General features: G+C 69.3%; 17 protein-coding genes. 5 read left to right on the forward strand and 12 right to left on the reverse strand.

Annotated features, from left to right (window positions below):
* Entirely contained in the window at window positions 1–1,674 is a 1,674-nt protein-coding gene (locus HIR79_RS13150) for an AMP-binding protein (protein ID WP_169958702.1), read from the reverse strand.
* A gap of 276 nt (window positions 1,675–1,950) precedes the next feature.
* Window positions 1,951–2,529, reverse strand: a complete 579-nt coding sequence (locus HIR79_RS13155) for a TetR/AcrR family transcriptional regulator (protein WP_169958703.1) — start codon at window positions 2,527–2,529, stop codon at window positions 1,951–1,953.
* Window positions 2,530–2,677: 148 nt separating this feature from the next.
* Here HIR79_RS13155 and HIR79_RS13160 point away from each other — a divergent pair, with 148 nt between their 5' ends.
* Complete coding sequence (locus tag HIR79_RS13160; RefSeq protein WP_169958704.1) at window positions 2,678–3,865, forward strand: acetyl-CoA C-acyltransferase; 1,188 nt, start codon at window positions 2,678–2,680, stop codon at window positions 3,863–3,865.
* On the forward strand, window positions 3,865–4,638 hold the full coding sequence (locus tag HIR79_RS13165; RefSeq protein WP_169958705.1) for an alpha/beta fold hydrolase: 774 nt from the start codon (window positions 3,865–3,867) through the stop codon (window positions 4,636–4,638). The genes HIR79_RS13160 and HIR79_RS13165 overlap by 1 nt, the downstream gene beginning before the upstream one ends.
* Here the strand turns inward: HIR79_RS13165 and HIR79_RS13170 are convergent, their stop codons facing one another.
* Window positions 4,639–5,442, reverse strand: a complete 804-nt coding sequence (locus HIR79_RS13170) for an ABC transporter permease (RefSeq protein WP_169958706.1) — start codon at window positions 5,440–5,442, stop codon at window positions 4,639–4,641.
* Complete coding sequence (locus HIR79_RS13175; RefSeq protein WP_169958707.1) at window positions 5,433–6,056, reverse strand: ABC transporter ATP-binding protein; 624 nt, start codon at window positions 6,054–6,056, stop codon at window positions 5,433–5,435. Before HIR79_RS13175 ends, HIR79_RS13170 begins: the two co-directional genes overlap by 10 nt.
* Window positions 6,057–6,181: 125 nt before the next feature.
* Between HIR79_RS13175 and arsB the strand changes: the two genes are divergently transcribed.
* Both arsB and HIR79_RS13185 read left to right on the forward strand, forming a co-directional pair.
* Window positions 6,182–7,276 (forward strand): ACR3 family arsenite efflux transporter, encoded by a 1,095-nt coding sequence (arsB, locus tag HIR79_RS13180; RefSeq protein ID WP_169958708.1) that lies wholly within the window; start codon window positions 6,182–6,184, stop codon window positions 7,274–7,276.
* A gap of 145 nt (window positions 7,277–7,421) precedes the next feature.
* Window positions 7,422–8,642, forward strand: a complete 1,221-nt coding sequence (locus tag HIR79_RS13185) for an MFS transporter (RefSeq protein WP_169958709.1) — start codon at window positions 7,422–7,424, stop codon at window positions 8,640–8,642.
* 58 nt (window positions 8,643–8,700) lie between these two features.
* Here HIR79_RS13185 and HIR79_RS13190 read toward each other — a convergent pair whose 3' ends face one another.
* The 8 genes from HIR79_RS13190 to HIR79_RS13225 form a co-directional block, all read right to left on the reverse strand.
* On the reverse strand, window positions 8,701–9,048 hold the full coding sequence (locus HIR79_RS13190; protein ID WP_169958710.1) for a metalloregulator ArsR/SmtB family transcription factor: 348 nt from the start codon (window positions 9,046–9,048) through the stop codon (window positions 8,701–8,703).
* A 32-nt stretch (window positions 9,049–9,080) separates the two neighbouring features.
* Complete coding sequence (locus tag HIR79_RS13195; RefSeq protein WP_169958711.1) at window positions 9,081–9,551, reverse strand: arsenate reductase ArsC; 471 nt, start codon at window positions 9,549–9,551, stop codon at window positions 9,081–9,083.
* 10 nt (window positions 9,552–9,561) lie between these two features.
* A complete protein-coding gene (pstB, locus tag HIR79_RS13200; protein ID WP_169958712.1) occupies window positions 9,562–10,386 on the reverse strand; it encodes a phosphate ABC transporter ATP-binding protein PstB in 825 nt (274 codons plus the stop codon).
* Window positions 10,387–11,751 carry a phosphate ABC transporter permease PstA gene (gene pstA, locus HIR79_RS13205; RefSeq protein ID WP_169958713.1) on the reverse strand — a complete coding sequence of 455 codons (1,365 nt, stop codon included), beginning with the start codon at window positions 11,749–11,751 and terminating at the stop codon, window positions 10,387–10,389.
* A gap of 6 nt (window positions 11,752–11,757) precedes the next feature.
* The gene (gene pstC / locus HIR79_RS13210; protein ID WP_169958714.1) at window positions 11,758–13,131 is read right to left on the reverse strand and encodes a phosphate ABC transporter permease subunit PstC; all 1,374 of its coding nucleotides are present in this window, start codon (window positions 13,129–13,131) and stop codon (window positions 11,758–11,760) included.
* A gap of 74 nt (window positions 13,132–13,205) precedes the next feature.
* A complete protein-coding gene (locus tag HIR79_RS13215; RefSeq protein ID WP_169958715.1) occupies window positions 13,206–14,219 on the reverse strand; it encodes a substrate-binding domain-containing protein in 1,014 nt (337 codons plus the stop codon).
* A gap of 136 nt (window positions 14,220–14,355) precedes the next feature.
* Complete coding sequence (locus tag HIR79_RS13220; protein WP_169958716.1) at window positions 14,356–15,090, reverse strand: sulfite exporter TauE/SafE family protein; 735 nt, start codon at window positions 15,088–15,090, stop codon at window positions 14,356–14,358.
* Complete coding sequence (locus tag HIR79_RS13225) at window positions 15,083–16,267, reverse strand: multidrug effflux MFS transporter (protein ID WP_169958717.1); 1,185 nt, start codon at window positions 16,265–16,267, stop codon at window positions 15,083–15,085. The genes HIR79_RS13220 and HIR79_RS13225 overlap by 8 nt, the downstream gene beginning before the upstream one ends.
* 127 nt (window positions 16,268–16,394) lie before the next feature.
* Here HIR79_RS13225 and tal point away from each other — a divergent pair, with 127 nt between their 5' ends.
* Window positions 16,395–17,333 carry a transaldolase gene (gene tal, locus HIR79_RS13230; protein ID WP_169958718.1) on the forward strand — a complete coding sequence of 313 codons (939 nt, stop codon included), beginning with the start codon at window positions 16,395–16,397 and terminating at the stop codon, window positions 17,331–17,333.
* The last annotated feature ends 9 nt before the right edge of the window (window positions 17,334–17,342 follow it).

Below are 17,342 nucleotides of genomic sequence, written 5' to 3' on the forward strand. Positions count from 1 at the left end.
TTACTTGGCCGGCGCCGCGTCGGCCTTTTCGACGGCATCGGCACGCAGCTTGAAGCGCTGGATCTTGCCGCTCGGGGTCTTGGGCAGCTCATCGACGAACTCGATCACCCGCGGGAAGGCGTGGGTGGAGAGCCGCTCGCGGACCTGCTGACGGATCTCGTCGGCCAGCTGCTCGCTTGCCTCGAAGCCCTCGCGCAGCACCACGTAGGACTTGATGATCTCGCCACGGATCTCGTCAGGCTGGCCCACGGCGGCGGACTCGGCCACCGCCGGATGGGTCATCACGCTGTTCTCCACGTCGGTGGGCCCGACCCGGTAGCCGGCGGTGGTGATGATGTCGTCGTCACGGCCGGCGAACTGGAAGGTGCCGTCCTCGTTTCTGATCACCACGTCACCGGTCAGGTAGTAGCCCTCGGCGAAGGGGTGCTTCTCCTGCCAGGTGTAGCCGGCGAAGAAGTGCGCCGGGGAGTTCTTGATGTCCACCGCCAGCACGCCCGGCTCGCCCGGGGGCAGCTCGTTGTACTCGGCGTCGAGGATCGCCAGGCGGTAGCCCGGCATCGGCACGCCCATGGCGCCGACGTGCTTGGGATGGTCGAGGGCGTGGTGGTTGTTGCAGGTCATGCCGGTCTCGGTCTGGCCGTAGTGGTCCATGACCGGGCAGCCCAGGGAGCGCTCCACCCAGGTCACCACCTCGGTGTTGAGCGGCTCGCCGGCGGAGCTCGCGGCGCGCAGCGACAGCGTCTCGTGGGCGTTGTCGAACAGCCCCGAGGCCTTCATCAGGCGATAGGCGGTGGGCGCGGCGGCGAAGTTGGTGATGCGGTGGCGCTTCATGAAGGCGAGTGCCCCCTCGGCGCTGAAGCCCGCCTCGCAGAAGTGGGTGGTCACCCCCAGCAGCAGGGGACCTGCGATGGCGTAGTAGAGGCCGTAGGCCCAGCCCGGGTCGGCCATGTTCCAGAAGCGGTCGCTCTCGCGCAGGTCCACGGCCAGCTCCATGTAGAGGGCGAAGGCGGTCATGGCGGCCAGCGGCACCGCCACCCCCTTGGGCTTGCCCACGGTGCCGGAGGTGAACATCTGCAGGAAGGGCGCGTCGCGACCCAGGCGCGGCGGGCTGGCCTCGATCGGCGAGTGGGCCAGCGCATCGGCCCAGTCCAGGTCGCCTGCGTGATCGGCGTCCGGGCCGCCCACCGCCAGCACCGGCGGGCACTGGGTCAGGCCGTCGAACTTGAAGCGGTTGGCGTGATCGGTGATCACCAGCTTGGTGTCGGCGCGCCCCAGGCGGTAGTCCACGGCGTCCGGGCCGAAGGCGGTGAACAGCGGCTGGTAGACGGCGCCGATGCGCCAGGTTGCCAGCACCGCCACCAGCAGCTGCGGGGAGCGCGGCAGCATGCAGGCGATGCGGTCGCCCACCCCCAGGCCCTGCTCGGCGAACCAGCCGGCGAGCCGGGCGCTCTCGGCCTCCAGCTCGGCGTAGGTCAGGGTGTTGACGTTGCCCTGGGTGTCCTCCTGGACCAGCGCCAGCACATCGCCGCGGCCGGCGCGCAGGTGGCGCCCGCAGCAGGATTCGAAGGCGTTGGCCTTGCCGTCACGGTGATCGTCCAGGCGGGCGATCATCTCATCGACGGAGAAGGTCTCGAGGTAGGCGCGATAGTCGGGCAGGCTCGCTTGCGGGCTCATGACGGTCCTCATCTGGCGGTTTATGGTTGTTGTAGGCTCTCTGGATAGATTCAGTTAACGTAAGCGTCAACCTATCAAGCGCTAGGTCCAAGCTAGCGACTCCTCGCGAACAGGGCAAGGGCGGGAGCTCGTGAAGCGACTAGACCATGGTCGAGCGAGCCGCCGGAGGGCGGCTCGGGGGCGGACAGCGGCGGGCAGGTGAAGGGGCGGTGAGGAAAGGGGCGGCGAGGAAAGGGGCGGCGAGGAAAGGGGCGGCGAGGAAGCGCGGTGAGCGGCTCAGGCGGGACGACGAGTGATCATCGCCACCAGCTCGTCGGCCAGGTCGTCGGGGGTGCGAGGCCCTGCGGGGTCGTACCAGCGCACCGTCCAGTTGAGCGCGCCCATCACGAAGCGCGACACCAGGAAGCGGTCGCCGTGGATCAGCCCCTCGGCCAGGGCCTCGTCGATCACCTGCTCCCAGAGCTCCTCGTAGGCGTCACGCAGGTGGCTCAGGTGGGCGCGGGCATCGGGGTCGAGGCGGCGCCACTCGTAGAGCGCTACCACGTGGGCGTTGCGGTCTGTGAGTAGGGTCTCCAGATGGGCGCGCGCCATGGCGTGCAGCCGGGCGTCGGCGCTGCTGTCGCAGCGGGCCAGGGCCTCGCGGGCGATGACCAGAGCATTCTGGGTCCCCTCCTCGATCACCGCCGCGAGGATCTCCTGCTTGTCGCGGAAATGATGGAAGAGGCTGCCGGACTTGATGCCCATCTCCTGGGCCAGCATGCGCACCGTGGTGCGGTCGAAGCCCTCCTGGACGAACAGCTGGGCGGCCTGGCGGGTCAGTTCCTTGCGGCGCGGTGACTCATTCACTACATTCATCGACGTTTACACTAGCGCTTGCTTGGTTGACCCTGAGAAAAGCACAGCCCCGCCAGCGGGTCAACGCAGCGCGGGCCAACCCGCGATCTCGACTTACAATCACAAGGCGGCTCCACCGGGAACCGCACGCCACATCGGGAGAATCACCATGAGCCACTCCAGCGATATCGTCTTCCTCTCCGCCGCCCGCACCCCCATGGGGGGCATGCTCGGCAGCCTGTCGAGCATGACCGCGCCCGAGCTCGCCGCCGTCGCCATCCGCGCCGCCATCGAGCGCGCCGGCATCGAGGCCGCCAGCATCGACGAGGGCATCCTCGGCTGCGTGCTGCCCGGCGGCGTCAAGCAGGGTCCGGCCCGCCAGGCCATGCGCCAGGCCGGCATTCCCGATGCCATCGGCGCCACCACCATCAACAAGCTGTGCGGCTCCGGCATGAAGGCCACCATGCTGGCCTACGACCTGATCCGCGCCGGCAGCGCCGAGGTGATGCTGGCCGGCGGCATGGAGTCCATGTCCAACGCCCCCCACGTGCTGACCAAGGCGCGCACCGGCTACCGCCTGGGCCATGGGGAGTTGAAGGACCACATGTTCCTCGACGGCCTGGAGGACGCCGAGACCGGCAAGCTGATGGGGGTCTTCGCCCAGGACGTCGCCAGCGCCCGCGACTACAGCCGCGAGCGCCTGGACGACTTCGCCATCGCCTCGCTGGAGCGCGCCATGGCGGCCACCAATGCCGGTCACCTGGACGCCGAGATGGCCCCGGTCACCGTCACCACCCGCCAAGGCGAGAGCGTGGTGAGCCACGACGAGCAGCCCTTCCAGGCCAAGCTGGACAAGATTCGCTCGCTGCGCCCCGCCTTCGCCAAGGAGGGCACCATCACCGCGGCGAACTCCAGCTCCATCTCCGACGGCGCCTCGGCGCTGATCCTGGCCAGCCAGGCAGCGGCGGATCGCCTCGGCGCCAAGCCGCTCGCGCGCATGCTGGGCCACAGCACCCACTCCCAGCACCCCAGCGAGTTCACCATCGCTCCGGTGGGTGCCATCGACAAGCTGATGAAGACGCTCGGCTGGGGCGTGGATGACGTCGACCTGTTCGAGATCAACGAGGCCTTCGCGGTGGTCACCCTGCTGGCCATGGACGGGCTCGACATCCCCCACGACAAGGTCAACGTCTTCGGCGGCGCCTGCGCCCAGGGCCACCCCATCGGGTCCACCGGCTCGCGCATCATCGCCACCCTGATCCACGCCCTGCGCACCCGCGGCGGCAAGCGCGGCATCGCGAGCCTGTGCATCGGCGGCGGCGAGGCCACCGCGGTGGCGGTCGAGCTGATCGACTGATGGAGGTCCTCACCCTAGAGACCCCGGCGGGCGGCATCCACGCCGTCCGCTGGCGGCCAGAGACGACGTCGGCGGCGCAGAGCCCCATCGTGCTGCTGCACGATTCGCTGGGCTGCGTGGCGCTGTGGCGCGGCTTTCCCGAACGGCTGGCGGAGGCTACCGGCCGCGAGGTGATCGCCTATGACCGCCTGGGGTTCGGACGCTCCGCCCCCTACCCCGGCCAGCTGCCCACCACCTTCATCGCCGACGAGGCGCGCACCACCTTCGCCGCGCTGCGCGAGGCGCTGGGGCTCGAGCGCTTCGTGCTGCTCGGCCACAGCGTGGGCGGCGGCATGGCCATCGAGGCGGCGGGGCAGTACGCCGACGGCTGCGAGGCGCTGATCACCGTGGCGGCCCTGGCCTACATGGAGCCGCGCATCCTGGCCGGCATCCGCGAGGCCGAGGCGGCCTTCCGCGCCCCCGAGCAACTGGCGCGCCTGGCCCGCTACCACGGCGATCGGGCACACTGGGTGCTGCGTGCCTGGGTCGACACCTGGCAGACCGAGGCCTTCAGCGACTGGCACCTGGATGACGCCCTGCCCCGGGTGAGCTGCCCTGTCCTGGCGATCCATGGGGAGAGGGACGAGTTCGGCTCCCCGGAGCAGGCCCGCCATATCGCCAGGCTCAGCGCCGGCCCCTCCGAATCGTGCATCCTCGCCTGCGGTCACGTTCCCCACCGGGAGTGCCCCGAAGCACTCGTGGCCATCGTGGCGGCGTTCCTCTCCCACCCCTGATCAGCGCCGCGGCGCCACCAGGCGGTCGAGACGCAGCCGCTCGCGGTCGTCGAAGAGCCGCCGGCTGCCCGCGGCCACCGCCGCCAGGGTGCCGAAACCGGTGCCCAGGGTGATCGCGAACATGATCAGGATCTGATACTTCACCGCCAGCCCCGGGGCGGTGCCGGCCAGGATCTGGCCGGTCATCATCCCCGGCAGGCTGACCACGCCGGCGGCGGCCATGGCGTTGATCATCGGCATCAGGCCGCTGCGCATCGCCTCGCGGCGAATGTCGCCGATCGCCACCTGCCAGGGCTGGCCGAGCATCAGGCGGTTCTCGATTACCGCCCGCTGGCGCCAGGCGCTGTCGGTGAGGCGGTCCAGCGCCAGGGCCACGCCGGTCATGGTGTTGCCGAGCAGCATCCCCAGCAGCGGAATGGCGTACTGGGGCCGATACCAGGGGTCGGGGCCGATGATCACGGTCAGGACCAGCACGGTCACCGTGAACGAGGAGAGGAACATCGCCAGGGTGCCGATACCGAAGGCCCAGCCGCCGCCGAGGCGCCGCTTCTGCCGCGCCATCACCTCCCGGCCGGCGATCAGCAGCATGGCCAGCGCCATCAGCACCACCCACAGCAGCCGTTCGGCGGCGAACAGCGCCTCCAGCACCAGGCCGATCAGCCCCAGCTGGATCACCGTGCGCAGCGCGGCAATCAGCAGGCTGCGGCTCATCCCCAGGCGCAGGGCCGCGGTGCAGCCGGCCAGCCCCACCACCATCAGCGCGGCCAGCGCCAGCTGCCACCAGGCCAGCGGGATCACCTCCATGGCGCCACCTCCTCGGCCCGAAGCTCGCTGCCGTCGATCCGCCAGTGGCAGTTCGCCACCCGGGCGATCTGGTTGCGGTCGTGGGCCACCCAGATCACCGGCCAGCCGCACCGGCGAATACGCTCGACCAGCCACGCCTCGACGCGGCGGGTAGTGGCCTCGTCGAGGTTGGCCGTGGGTTCATCGAGCAGCAGCGCCGAGGGCGCCTGGCCGAGGGCCCGCAGGAGCGCCAGGCGCTGCTTCTCGCCCGAGGAGAGACGGGACACCTGCCAGTCCAGAACGGCGGCCTCGAAGCCGAGCGCCGCCAGGTCCTCGGCGGCGGGAGGCGCCGGAAGGTGCTCGCCGACCCTGTCCGCCCACCACTGGCTCTCCGCCGGCACCAGCATCACCCGGGCGCGCCAGGCATGGGCGGGCAGCGACGACTGGGCGAGCTCTCCCAGCCACACCTGGCCGGCATGGGGCTCGAGGTCGGCCACAGCACGCAGCAGCCGGCTCTTGCCGGAGCCGCTGGGGCCGGAGAGGCAGTGGATATCACCGGGAGGGACGGCCAGCGACACATCCGATAGCGTGCCGATGCCGATGCCGTCGAGTCGCAGGGTCGGGCTGGTGGTCACGGGGCATCCTCAGCGTCAGGAGGCCGCATCATAGCAGGCCTGCCGGCGTCATCGGGGGTGCGGGCCTTCCCATATATGGAAAAACATATATATTGACCTCACACCCACGAGCCGAGGAGCGCCCGATGTCCGATACCGCCACCGATTCCCCCAGCGTCGCCGAGGGCATGGGGCGCTTCGAGCGTTATCTCTCTGTGTGGGTGGCGCTGGCCATCGTCGCCGGGGTGCTGCTCGGCCAGTTCGCCCCGGCGGTGCCCGAGACGCTCTCGCGCTTCGAGGTGGCCCAGGTGTCGATCCCGGTGGCGATCCTGATCTGGGCGATGATCTTCCCCATGATGGCGCAGATCGACTTCTCCGCGGTGCTCGGCGTGCGTCGCCAGCCGAAGGGGCTTGTCATCACCACCTCGGTGAACTGGCTGATCAAGCCCTTCACCATGTTCGCCATCGCCTGGTTCTTCCTGATGGTGGTGTTCCGGCCGTTCATTCCAGAGGAGCTCGCCAGGCAGTACCTGGCCGGGGCCATCCTGCTCGGTGCCGCGCCCTGCACCGCCATGGTCTTCGTGTGGAGCTACCTGACCCGGGGCGACGCCGCCTACACCCTGGTGCAGGTGTCGCTCAACGACCTGATCATGCTCTTCGCCTTCGCGCCCATCGTGGTCTTGCTGCTCGGCATCTCCAATATCCAGGTGCCCTGGGATACGGTGGCGCTGTCGGTCTTTCTTTATATCGTGATTCCGCTCGCCGCCGGCGTCCTGACCCGGCGCGCCCTGATCGCCCGCCGCGGCGCCGAATGGTACGACAACGTCTTCATGAAGCGTATCGGCCCGGTGACGCCCATCGGGCTGATCGTGACCCTGGTGCTGCTGTTCGCCTTCCAGGGCGACGTGATACTGGCCAACCCGCTGCATATCCTGCTGATCGCCATCCCGCTGATCATCCAGACGGTGCTGATCTTCTTCATCGCCTACGGCTGGGCCAAGGCCTGGAAGGTGCCCCACAACGTGGCTGCACCCGGCGCGATGATCGGCGCCAGCAACTTCTTCGAGCTGGCGGTGGCCGCCGCCATCGCCCTGTTCGGCCTGCAGTCCGGCGCGGCCCTGGCCACGGTGGTGGGGGTGCTCGTCGAGGTGCCGCTGATGCTGGCCCTGGTGCGCATCGCCAACCGCACCCGCCACCACTTCCCCGCCGCCGTCGCTCCGACGGTCGAGGCCGCACGCTGACCCCGGAGAGCAGTGCATGGCCATCGCGATCAGCCGGCGGGCGAGGGACTTCATCCGGCGCAAGGGGGACGCGGTGACGGTGCGCCGCTGAAGCGCTGAGGCGTCGATGCTTGCCTTGGAAGCGTCCGGCGGCTAGGATCGAGGAATGACTCCTTCCCTGTGGCGGCGCCATCCCCTGGCGCTCATCGTTCTCGCCCAGCTCTGCGGCACCTCGCTGTGGTTCTCCGTCAACGGCGTGGGCCTCTCGCTCTCCCGGGATCTGGGCCTTTCCGAGGCGGACCTGGGCCGCCTGACCCTGACCGTCCAGGCGGGCTTCATCGTCGGCACCCTGACCCTGGCCGCCACCGGTCTGGCCGATCGCTTCCGGGCCAGCCGGATCTTCGCCCTCTCCTGCCTGCTCGGCGCGCTGACCAATGCGGGCTTCGTGATCGCCGCCCCCCATCCGCCCCTGGACCTGCTGCTGCGCTTCGCCACCGGGCTCTGCCTGGCCGGCATCTATCCGCCGGGCATGAAGCTGGTGATCGGCTGGACGCCCAGGCACACCGGGGCGGCGCTGGCGTGGCTCGTCGGGATGCTGACCCTGGGCACCGCCCTGCCCCACCTGCTGCGTGGCTCCACCCTGGGCCTGCCCTGGGAGTGGCCGCTGCTGGGCGCCTCGGCCCTGGCGCTGGCGGGCGGCGCCCTGATCCTCGCCCTGGGGGACGGACCCCATCTGCCTCCATCCAGTGGCAAGGCGCGCCTGCTGGACGGCCTGGCGGCCCTGCGAGAGCGTCGCTTCCGTGCCGTGGCGGGTGGCTACTTCGGCCACTGCTGGGAACTCTATGCGCTCTGGACGCTGACGCCCTTCCTGGTGGCGCGGGAGGTGGCGAGGCTCGGCGCCCCGGAGGCCTGGATTCCCTGGCTCTCGTTCTCGGTGATCGCCCTGGGATTCCTGGGCTGTGTGGGCGGCGGCGCGCTGAGCCGCCGGCTCGGCAGCCTGTGGGTGGCACGCCGGGCCCTGGCGGCCTCCGGGCTGGTCTGCCTGGCTTACCCGCTGCTGCCCTGGGCGCCGCCCGGGCTGCTGCTGGGGCTGCTGGCCCTGTGGGGGCTTGCGGTGATCGCCGACTCGCCGCAGTTCTCGGCGCTGGCGGCGGCCAGCGCCCCACGCGAGCGGGTGGGTTCCACCCTGGCCGTCATGAACGCCGTGGGCTTCGCCCTGACCATCCCTGCCATCTCCCTCACCACTGCGCTGTGGGGGCTGCAGGGGAGCTGGGTGCTGTGGTGGCTGCTGCCGGGTCCGCTGCTCGGCCTGTGGGCCATGCGCGGCCTGTGCGAGCTTCCGATCCCGTCGACGGGCGATGAAGGGGCCGGCCGGCAGCGGAGTTGATCGGGGTCAGTCTGGAAGCAAATGGGAGAGGGAGCTGGCGACGCTCCTCAGGGCCTGATCAGCATAGCGTGGCACACCGCTCCGGCCGATTGCCCATCTCCGCCAGGCGCTGCTGCAGCAGGGCGAGCCGCCCGCCCTCGCCCTGCTCCGCGGCGGCGAGCACCCCCTCGACCCAACCCGGCAGCCCCTCGGCCAGGCGGTAGTAGACCCACTGCCCCTCGCGGCGATCGCTGAGCAGCTCGCAGGCACGCAGCTGCGCCAGGTGCCGCGACACCTTGGGCTGCGACGCGTCCAGCGCGTGGGTCATCTCGCAGACGCACAGCTCACCCTCCCGATGGATCAGCAGGGTGACCAGCAGGCGAGTGTCGTCGCCGAGACACTTGAAGAGGCGGGAGGGCTCGATCATCGATGCTCACCATGGCGGGCAGGAGATGCCCGCTATGGTACCCCAGGCCAACAGGCGTCGCTCGCGCCTTGCGCCTGCGAGCGCCGCTGCTGGCGGCGCTTGACCGCCACCCAGAGCTCCAGCCGGCCGCGAATGTCGCGCAGCGCCCGGGTGTAGGCCGTTGGCCCCTCGTACAGGCGCGGATCGGGGATGTCCCAGAAGATCAGCTCGTCGGTCCTGCCCTGCCAGTCGCGACAGCGCTGCTGGGCCTTCTCGCAGAGGATGATCACGGCATCGAAGTGCCGGTCGGCATAGCGCTCGACGGACTCGCTGGCCAACCCCTCTACCGGGATGCCGAACTCCTGCAGCGCCGCCAGGGTGTGGGCGTGGGGTGCATCGGGCTCCACCCCGGCGCTGTGCGCCTCGAAGAGATCCCCCGCCATGTGGTTGAGCAGCGCCTCCCCCATCAGCGAACGCGCCGAGTTGGCATTGCACAGGAACAGCACCTGAAGCCTCGTCTCCATGCCACCCTCCTCAGCCGAAGCGCCCGGTGATGTAGTCGTGGGTGCGCTGGTTACTGGGGTTGGTGAAGATCCTGTCGGTCTTGTCGACCTCCACCAGGTCGCCCATGTGAAAGAAGGCGGTGCGGTCGGCGACGCGCGCGGCCTGCTGCATGTTGTGGGTCACCATGACGATGGTGTAGCTGTCGGAGAGCTCGTCGATGAGCTGCTCGATCTTCGCCGTGGCGATAGGGTCCAGGGCCGAGCAGGGCTCGTCCATCAGGATCACCTCGGGGCTGATCGCGATGGTCCGCGCGATGCACAGGCGCTGCTGCTGGCCGCCGGAGAGCCCGGTGCCGGGCTGGTCGAGGCGGTCCTTGACCTCCTCCCAGAGCCCCGCCTTGCGCAGGCTGCCTTCGACGATGTCATCGAGCTCCGCCTTGCGCCGGGCGAGGCCGTGCAGGCGCGGCCCGTAGGCGATGTTCTCGTAGATCGACTTGGGGAAGGGGTTGGGCTTCTGGAAGACGATCCCCACCTGGGCCCGCAGCAGCACCACGTCGAGGTTGGGCGCGTAGATGTCCTGACCCTCCAGGGTCACCTCGCCCTCCACCCGGCAGCCCGGAATGGTGTCGTTCATGCGATTGAGGCAGCGCAGGAAGGTCGACTTGCCGCAGCCCGAGGGGCCGATGAAGGCCACCACCTCGTTCTCGAAGATGTCCACGTCGATGCCGTGGAGTGCCTCGGTCTCGCCGTAGTGCACCTTGACGCCGCTGGCGCGCATCTTGATGCGATCGGAGGCCTTGCTGGTCCGGCTCTCGCCGAGGCCGGTGGGTACCGGGGTGCTGGTTACCATGTTCATTTACCACCTCGTCTCGAATCGCTTGCGCAGCCAGATGGCCAGCGCATTGAGGCTCAGCATCAGGCCCAGCAGCACGATGATGGCTGCCGAGGTGCGCGCCTCGAAGAAGTTGCGCAGTTCGTTGCCCTGCCACAGGTAGATCTGCACCGGCAGGGCCGTGGACTGCTCCAGGGGGGTGCCCGGCACGTTGGCGACGAAGGCGTTCATGCCGATCAGCAGCAGCGGCGCCGTCTCGCCCAGAGCCTGGGCGACACCGAGGATGGAGCCGGTGAGGATGCCCGGCAGCGCCAGCGGCAGCACATGATGAAAGACCGTCTGGACCTTCGATGCGCCGATGCCCAGTGCCGCCTGGCGGATCGAACCGGGAATGGAGCGCAGCGAGGCCCGGGTGGCGATGATGATGGTGGGCAGGGTCATCAGGGTCAGCACCAGGCCCCCCACCAGGGGCGCGGAGAGCGGCAGCCCCAGGTAGCCGATGAAGATCGCCGCCCCCAGCAGGCCGAAGACGATGGAGGGCACCGCCGCCAGGTTGTTGATGTTGATCTCGATCAGGTCGGTCAGGCGGTTCTTCGGCGCGAACTCCTCCAGGTAGATGGCGCTGGCCACGCCGATCGGCACCGAGAGCACGATCACCACCAGCATCATGAACAGCGAGCCCATGAAGGCGCCGGCCAGGCCCGCCGAGGCCAGCGAGCTGCGCGAGTCAGTGTTGAGGAAGAGCGCGGTGCTGAAGGCGTTGGTGATCACCCCGCGGTCGTAGAGCTCGTCGGCCCACTCCCGGGTCTGGGGGCTGAGCTGCTGCTGATGATCCGGCAGGCTGCGGTCGATGTTGCCCTTCAGCCAGACGTCGACGTTGGCCGAGGCCAGCATCTTGACGGTCACCGTCTGCCCCAGCAGCGAGGGGTCCTCGATGAAGCGGTCGCGCAGGGCGTGGCGCTCGCCGGAGGTGATCAGGGCGCGCAGGTCACGGGTCTGGCGCGACTCGATCTCGCCGAGCTCGGTCTTGAGCGCCTCGTCGATGATCTGCTGCCAGTTGACCAGGCCCACCTGGCTCATCCAGGCCAGCTCGCGCTCGCGGAAGGCACTGGCGCTCTCGCCGGAGGCGCGCACCGGCTTCTCCTCGACCCGAATCAGTTCGGGGTCGAAGTGGACGTCCAGATGGAAGGTGGCCTGCCAGAAGGCCGGCACCCCGCGGGAGAGGATGCTGGCGAACAGGATCAGCACCAGGCCCATGCCGGTGACCACCGCCGCCAGGCCCAGGCGACGGAAGCGTCGCTCGCGGGCGTGGCGCCCCGCCAGGGAGGCCTCGATGGTTTCCAGCCGCTGGCGGCTGCGTTCTTCGATGGTGAGGGTGTCAGTGGTCACGGGCGGTTACTCGTATTGCTGGCGGTAGCGGCGCACCACCACCAGGGCGATGACGTTCAGTCCCAGGGTGATGACGAACAGCGTCAGGCCCAGGGCGAAGGCCACCAGCGACTGGGGGCTCGCGAAGTCCATGTCGCCGGTCAGCTGATTGACGATGGTCACCGTGATGGTGGAGACCGCCTCGAAGGGGTTGGCGTGCAGCACCGGGTTGTTGCCCGCCGCCAGCACCACGATCATGGTCTCGCCGATGGCGCGGCTGGCGGCCAGCAGGAAGGCGCCGACAATGCCCGGGAGCGCCGCCGGCAGTACTACCTGCCGAATGGTCTCCGACTTGGTGGCGCCGAGGCCCAACGCCCCGTCGCGCAGGGCCTTGGGCACCTGGGTGATGATGTCGTCGGAGAGCGAGGAGACGAAGGGGATGATCATGATCCCCATCACCAGGCCCGCGGTGAGCGCGCTGGTGGTACGGATGCTGATGCCCACCAGGTCGCCCAGGTCGGACAGGAAGGGACCGATCACGATCAGGGCGAAGAAGCCGTAGACGATGGTCGGGATACCTGCCAGTACCTCGATCACCGGCTTGGCGACGTTGCGCAGCCAGGCCGGGGCGTACTCGGCCATGTAGATGGCGGTCATCAGCCCCAGCGGCACCGCCACCAGCAGGGCGATGGCACTGACCATCAGGGTACCCCACAGCAGCGGCAGCAGGCCGAACTCCCCTTGGCCCGTATCTCCGGAGGTGCTGAAGCGCGGATTCCAGGTGGTGCCGAAGAAGAACTCCGCCGGGCTGATAAAGCGGAAGAAGTTCATCGCCTCGCCCACCATGGAGAGCACGATGCCCACGGTGGTCAGGATGGCGACGCCGGAGCAGAGCGCCAGCGTCACGGTGATCACCCGCTCGACCTGGTTGCGGGCACGCAGCTGTGGCGAGATGCGGCCCCGGGCCAGCACCAGGCCGGCAACGGCGGCCACGGCCATGGCGGCGATGGTGATCATGCGCCCCAGCGTCTGCAGGCTCGCCATATGGGCGGCAGCGGCCAGTTCCGTCTCGCTGGGCGTGCCGGAGACGGCGCGGTCGGCGGCCAGCGCCGAGACGCGGCGCAGAAAGGTGGAGAGCTCCCGCTCGCCTAGCGTGGCGATCTCGGGGGGCAGCTGGCGCACCACCAGCAGCTCCACCAGCGAGGTGCCCGCCAGACTCCAGAGCAGGAAGAGGGCAAAGGCCGGCAGGCCGCACCAGAGGGCCACCAGCATGCCGTAGTATCCGGGACGCGAGTGCAGCCGCACTCCGTCGGTTGCCACCGTGCGACTGCGCGTCAGGCCGACCTGATAGGCCAGGGCCATGACGATCAGCAGGATGGCGATCAGTACGAGATTATTCATCCTCTCTCCGCATCACTGCGCCGGGGCCCCGTGACGGGACCCCGGCGGACGTGAGTCATCGGGCGACCCGGGCGTCACTCGGCGGTAACGAGGGTGCGCGCCTGGAACTGGGCCAGGGCCTCGGCCCGCTCGTCGTCATCCAGCGGGATCAGGCCGGCATCCTCCAGCGGGCTGCCGTAGCCAGAGACCATCTCGTTGAGGAAGAACTCGGTGTATTCCGCCAGCCCCGGGATCACGTCCAGGTGCTCGCCCTTCACGTAGAAGAACAGCGGACGGGAGACCGGGTACTCGCCGGAACCGATGGTCTCCAGGCTCGGGGTCACGCCATCCACGGTGGCCACCTGGAGGCGGTCGCGGTTCTGGTCGTAGAAGCTCAGGCCGAAGACGCCCACGGCGTCGGCCTGGGCATCGAGGCGTGCCAGGGTCTCGGTGTAGTCGCCGGCGATCTCGATGATGCGCCCGTCGCCACGCAGGGAGTGACAGGCGTCGCCATCCATGCCGAGGCTATCGCAGCCCGGATCCAGCACCTTGTCCTCGAACACCTCGCGGGTGCCGTGGTTGGAGGCCGGGATCACCAGCACGATCTCCTGATCCGGCAGGTCGCCATCGATCTCGGACCAGCGGGTGTAGGGGTTGTCGACCAGCTCGCCGTCGACGCGCACCTGCTGGGCCGCGGCGGCAAAGACATGGGCCGGGGTCAGGGCGAAGGCGCCCCGATCGGCGCGAGAGGCGAAGACGATGCCGTCGTAGCCGAACATCACCTCGAGCACCTCGTTGACGCCGTTGGACTGGCAGTTCTCGAGCTCGCCGCTGCGAATGGCCCGTGAGGAGTTGGCAATGTCGATGGTGTTCTCGCCCACGCCCTGGCAGAACTGACGCAGGCCGCCGCCGGAGCCGCCGGAACCCACCACCGGGGTATTGAACTGCGGGAAGTTGTTGCCGAACTCCTCGGCCACGATGCTGGCGAAGGGCAGGACGGTGGATGAGCCGGCGATCTGGATGGTGTCACGCGCCATGGCGGCGGTGGAGAAGCCGACGGCCAGACCGGTGGCCAGGGCAACGCTCAGGGTGCGCTTGTTGACGTTCATCGTGAAGATCCTCTCTCTGCGTAGGGGCCGGTGGACTCGGGTCCTTCGGCTTCGGGTCGACTGTGTCAGCCGTTCGCAGTGAGGAGTCTGCAGGGTGAGGGTTTCAGTTATGTGACATCGATATGTCCGAACGATGTCATAGCAACAGGCCCAGCGCTGCCAGGGTGCAGAGCGAAAGCGAGGCCCCCTGAAGCAGGCGTCGATCGAGGCGATGGGCCACCCGGCCGGCCAGCCAGCTGCCGGCCAGCACCCCCGGGGCGAAAGTCAGCGCCACGCCGAAATGCCAGGCCCTGAGCAGTCCGCCCAGTCCCAGGGTGACCAGGGTCATCAGGGCGGTGACCACGAAGAAGGCCGAGAGGGTGCCGCGCAGGCGGTCCGGCGAGAAACCGTGCAGCAGCAGCACCAGGGGCGGGCCGCTGAGCGCGGCGATGGTGCCGAAGATGCCCGAGAAGACCCCGGCACCGAACAGGGTGGCGCGGTTGACCGGCAGGCGGAAGCGGAACAGGGTCACCGCCACCGCGAAGAGCACGCTGCCGGCGATCAGCTTCTCCAGCACGGCCATGGGGGCGGCCAGCAGCAGCCAGAGCCCCAGGGCATTGCCCGGGATGCGCCCCATCAGGGCGGTGCCGATTTCTGCAAGGCGCACCTCGCGCCAGTAGTGGCGCAGGGTGGTCAGCGCCACCGTGAAGCCGAACAGCACCAGGATCACCGGCACCAGGCGCGGCTCGAGCATCAGCAGCAGCGGCGCCCCCACCACGGCGAGGCCGAAGCCGGTGGCCCGCTGCACGAAGGCCCCCAGCGCCAGCACCACCAGGCAGCCAAGCCAGGTACCGAGCCCCATATCGAGCCAGGCCAGCAGCGCCTCAGGCATGGGCGGCGCGCCCCGCCAGCCGGCGCAGCCCCAGGTTGCCGACCACCGAGGCCGCCAGCATGGTGCCCACCATGGGCCAGAGGCTCTCGATCTCGAAGGCCCCCACCATCACCCCCGCCAGGGCCGCCGCACCGAACTTGATGAAGCCCATCAGCGCCGTGGCGGTAGCACTCATGTGGCCGAACTCGTCGAGCAGCATCGACATGGCATTGGGCGTGATCAGCCCGATCATGCCGGCGTAGACCATCACCAGCACCACCACCACCGGCAGCGACGCCATCCCCAGCGCCGCGGCCAACCCCAGGGCAGCCGCCGCCGCCAGCTGCACCAGAAGGCCCAGGGCGAGGTTCTGCCCTGGGGTGCGATCGCGTAGAAGGTAGATGTTGACGCGGTTGGAGAGCGCGATGACCACCACGTTGATGCCGAACACCAGCGGGTAGGTGGCCGGCGTCAGGCCGAAGTGCTCCAGGTAGACGTAGGGCGAGGCGGTCACGAAGGCAAAGAGCCCGCCGAAGGAGGCCGCCACCGCGCAGATGTAGCCCATGCCCGCGCGGTGGCGCAGCACGCTGCCATAGTTGGCCAGCACCTCGCCGAAGCCGGCCGCCGGCGCCCCCGGCGGTCGGGTCTCCGGCAGGCGGGTACCCAGCCACCAGAGCAGGAAGGCGGCGTAGGCGGCCAGGAAGACGAAGATCAGCCACCAGTCGCCCAGATAGAGCAGGCCGCTGCCCACCACCGGCGCGACCAGGGGCGCCAGCATCATGATCATCGCCATGGTGGACATCACCCTGGCCGCCTCGCGGCCGCTGAAGCAGTCGCGCACGATGGCCGCGGAGTTGACCACGCTGGCCCCGCCGCCCAGGGCCTGGACGAAGCGCCAGGCGAGCAGCTCCGGGAGGGTATCCACCGTGGTGATGACGAGGCTCGCCAGCAGGAAGACCACCAGGCCACCCAGCAGCACCGGCTTGCGGCCGAGCTGGTCGGAGAGCGGCCCGAAGATCAGCTGGCCGACCGCAAACCCGGCCAGGAACATGCTGATCGAGAGCTCGGTGTGATGGATGCTGGCGCCGAGATGCTCGGCGAGCACCCCCATGGCGGGCAGGTAGGCATCGATGGCGAAGGGGGCCAGGGCGGTGTTGGCGGCCACCAGCAGCGCCACGCGTCGGGCGTCGAGGGTCAAGGAGGCTCCTTGGCATGCATAGATAGGCCGCTAATCATAGCCTATCGTCGCCTTCCCTGCCGGTCCCTGTTCCCTGTCATACTGGCTTGATAGAGTGATCTTCCCCTTTCCCCAGGAGCCCTACCCCATGGCCGACGACCTGCTCACGCAACTCCGGCAGATGACCACCGTGGTCGCCGATACCGGCGACATCGACGCCATCCGCCGGTTCGAACCCACCGATGCCACCACCAACCCCTCGCTGATCCTGCAGGCCGCCCAGCTGGAAGGGCGCCGCGAGCGCCTGGCCGAGATCGCCCGCCGCGCGACGGACCTCGATGACGCCCTGGACGCGGTGGCGGTGGAGATCGGCAGCGAGATCAGCTCCCTGGTGCCGGGCTATGTCTCCACCGAGGTGAGCGCCAGGCTCTCCTTCGACACCGACGCCACCCTGGCCCGGGCCCGCTCGCTGATCGAGCGCTACGCCCGCCACGGCATCGGGCCGGAGCGCATCCTGATCAAGGTCGCCGCCACCTGGGAGGGCATCCGCGCCGCCCAGCAGCTCGAGCGCGAGGGCATCCACACCAACCTGACCCTGCTGTTCAGCTTCGCCCAGGCCCAGGCCTGCGCCGACGCCGGGGTGACGCTGATCTCCCCCTTCGTGGGGCGCATCCTGGACTGGCACAGGGCCCAGTCGCCGGACGCCGACTTCAGCGGCGACCGCGATCCCGGCGTGCAGTCGGTCAAGCGCATCTACGAGCACTACAAGGGGCACGGCTACCACACCATCGTGATGGGGGCGAGCTTTCGCAACGCCGGGGAGATCCTGGCGCTGGCCGGCTGCGACCGACTGACCATCTCCCCTGCCCTGCTCGGCGAGCTGGCCGACGCCCGCGGCACCCTCGAGCGCCGCCTGGTCCCGGAGGACGCCGAAACCAGCGGCCTCGAGCCTCTCGACGAAGCCGAGTATCGCTGGCACATGAACGAGGACGCCATGGCCACCGAGAAGCTGGCCGAGGGCATCCGCAAGTTCATGGAGGACCAGCGCAAGCTGGAGGCGCTGCTGGGCGAGCTGCGCCGGGCGTAGCGACGCGGG

Origin of the sequence: Halomonas sp. PGE1, assembly GCF_013000985.1 — a bacterium.
In the GTDB taxonomy this organism is placed as follows: domain Bacteria; phylum Pseudomonadota; class Gammaproteobacteria; order Pseudomonadales; family Halomonadaceae; genus Halomonas; species Halomonas alkalicola.

Coding starts and splice junctions, on each gene's coding strand:
- HIR79_RS13150 (WP_169958702.1), bottom strand. CDS start 1,674: ATGAGCCCGCAAGCGAGCCTGCCCGACTATCGCGCCTACCTCGAGACC.
- HIR79_RS13155 (WP_169958703.1), bottom strand. CDS start 2,529: ATGAATGTAGTGAATGAGTCACCGCGCCGCAAGGAACTGACCCGCCAG.
- HIR79_RS13160 (WP_169958704.1), top strand. CDS start 2,678: ATGAGCCACTCCAGCGATATCGTCTTCCTCTCCGCCGCCCGCACCCCC.
- HIR79_RS13165 (WP_169958705.1), top strand. CDS start 3,865: ATGGAGGTCCTCACCCTAGAGACCCCGGCGGGCGGCATCCACGCCGTC.
- HIR79_RS13170 (WP_169958706.1), bottom strand. CDS start 5,442: ATGGAGGTGATCCCGCTGGCCTGGTGGCAGCTGGCGCTGGCCGCGCTG.
- arsB (WP_169958708.1), top strand. CDS start 6,182: ATGTCCGATACCGCCACCGATTCCCCCAGCGTCGCCGAGGGCATGGGG.
- HIR79_RS13185 (WP_169958709.1), top strand. CDS start 7,422: ATGACTCCTTCCCTGTGGCGGCGCCATCCCCTGGCGCTCATCGTTCTC.
- HIR79_RS13190 (WP_169958710.1), bottom strand. CDS start 9,048: ATGATCGAGCCCTCCCGCCTCTTCAAGTGTCTCGGCGACGACACTCGC.
- HIR79_RS13195 (WP_169958711.1), bottom strand. CDS start 9,551: ATGGAGACGAGGCTTCAGGTGCTGTTCCTGTGCAATGCCAACTCGGCG.
- pstB (WP_169958712.1), bottom strand. CDS start 10,386: ATGAACATGGTAACCAGCACCCCGGTACCCACCGGCCTCGGCGAGAGC.
- pstC (WP_169958714.1), bottom strand. CDS start 13,131: ATGAATAATCTCGTACTGATCGCCATCCTGCTGATCGTCATGGCCCTG.
- HIR79_RS13215 (WP_169958715.1), bottom strand. CDS start 14,219: ATGAACGTCAACAAGCGCACCCTGAGCGTTGCCCTGGCCACCGGTCTG.
- HIR79_RS13220 (WP_169958716.1), bottom strand. CDS start 15,090: ATGCCTGAGGCGCTGCTGGCCTGGCTCGATATGGGGCTCGGTACCTGG.
- tal (WP_169958718.1), top strand. CDS start 16,395: ATGGCCGACGACCTGCTCACGCAACTCCGGCAGATGACCACCGTGGTC.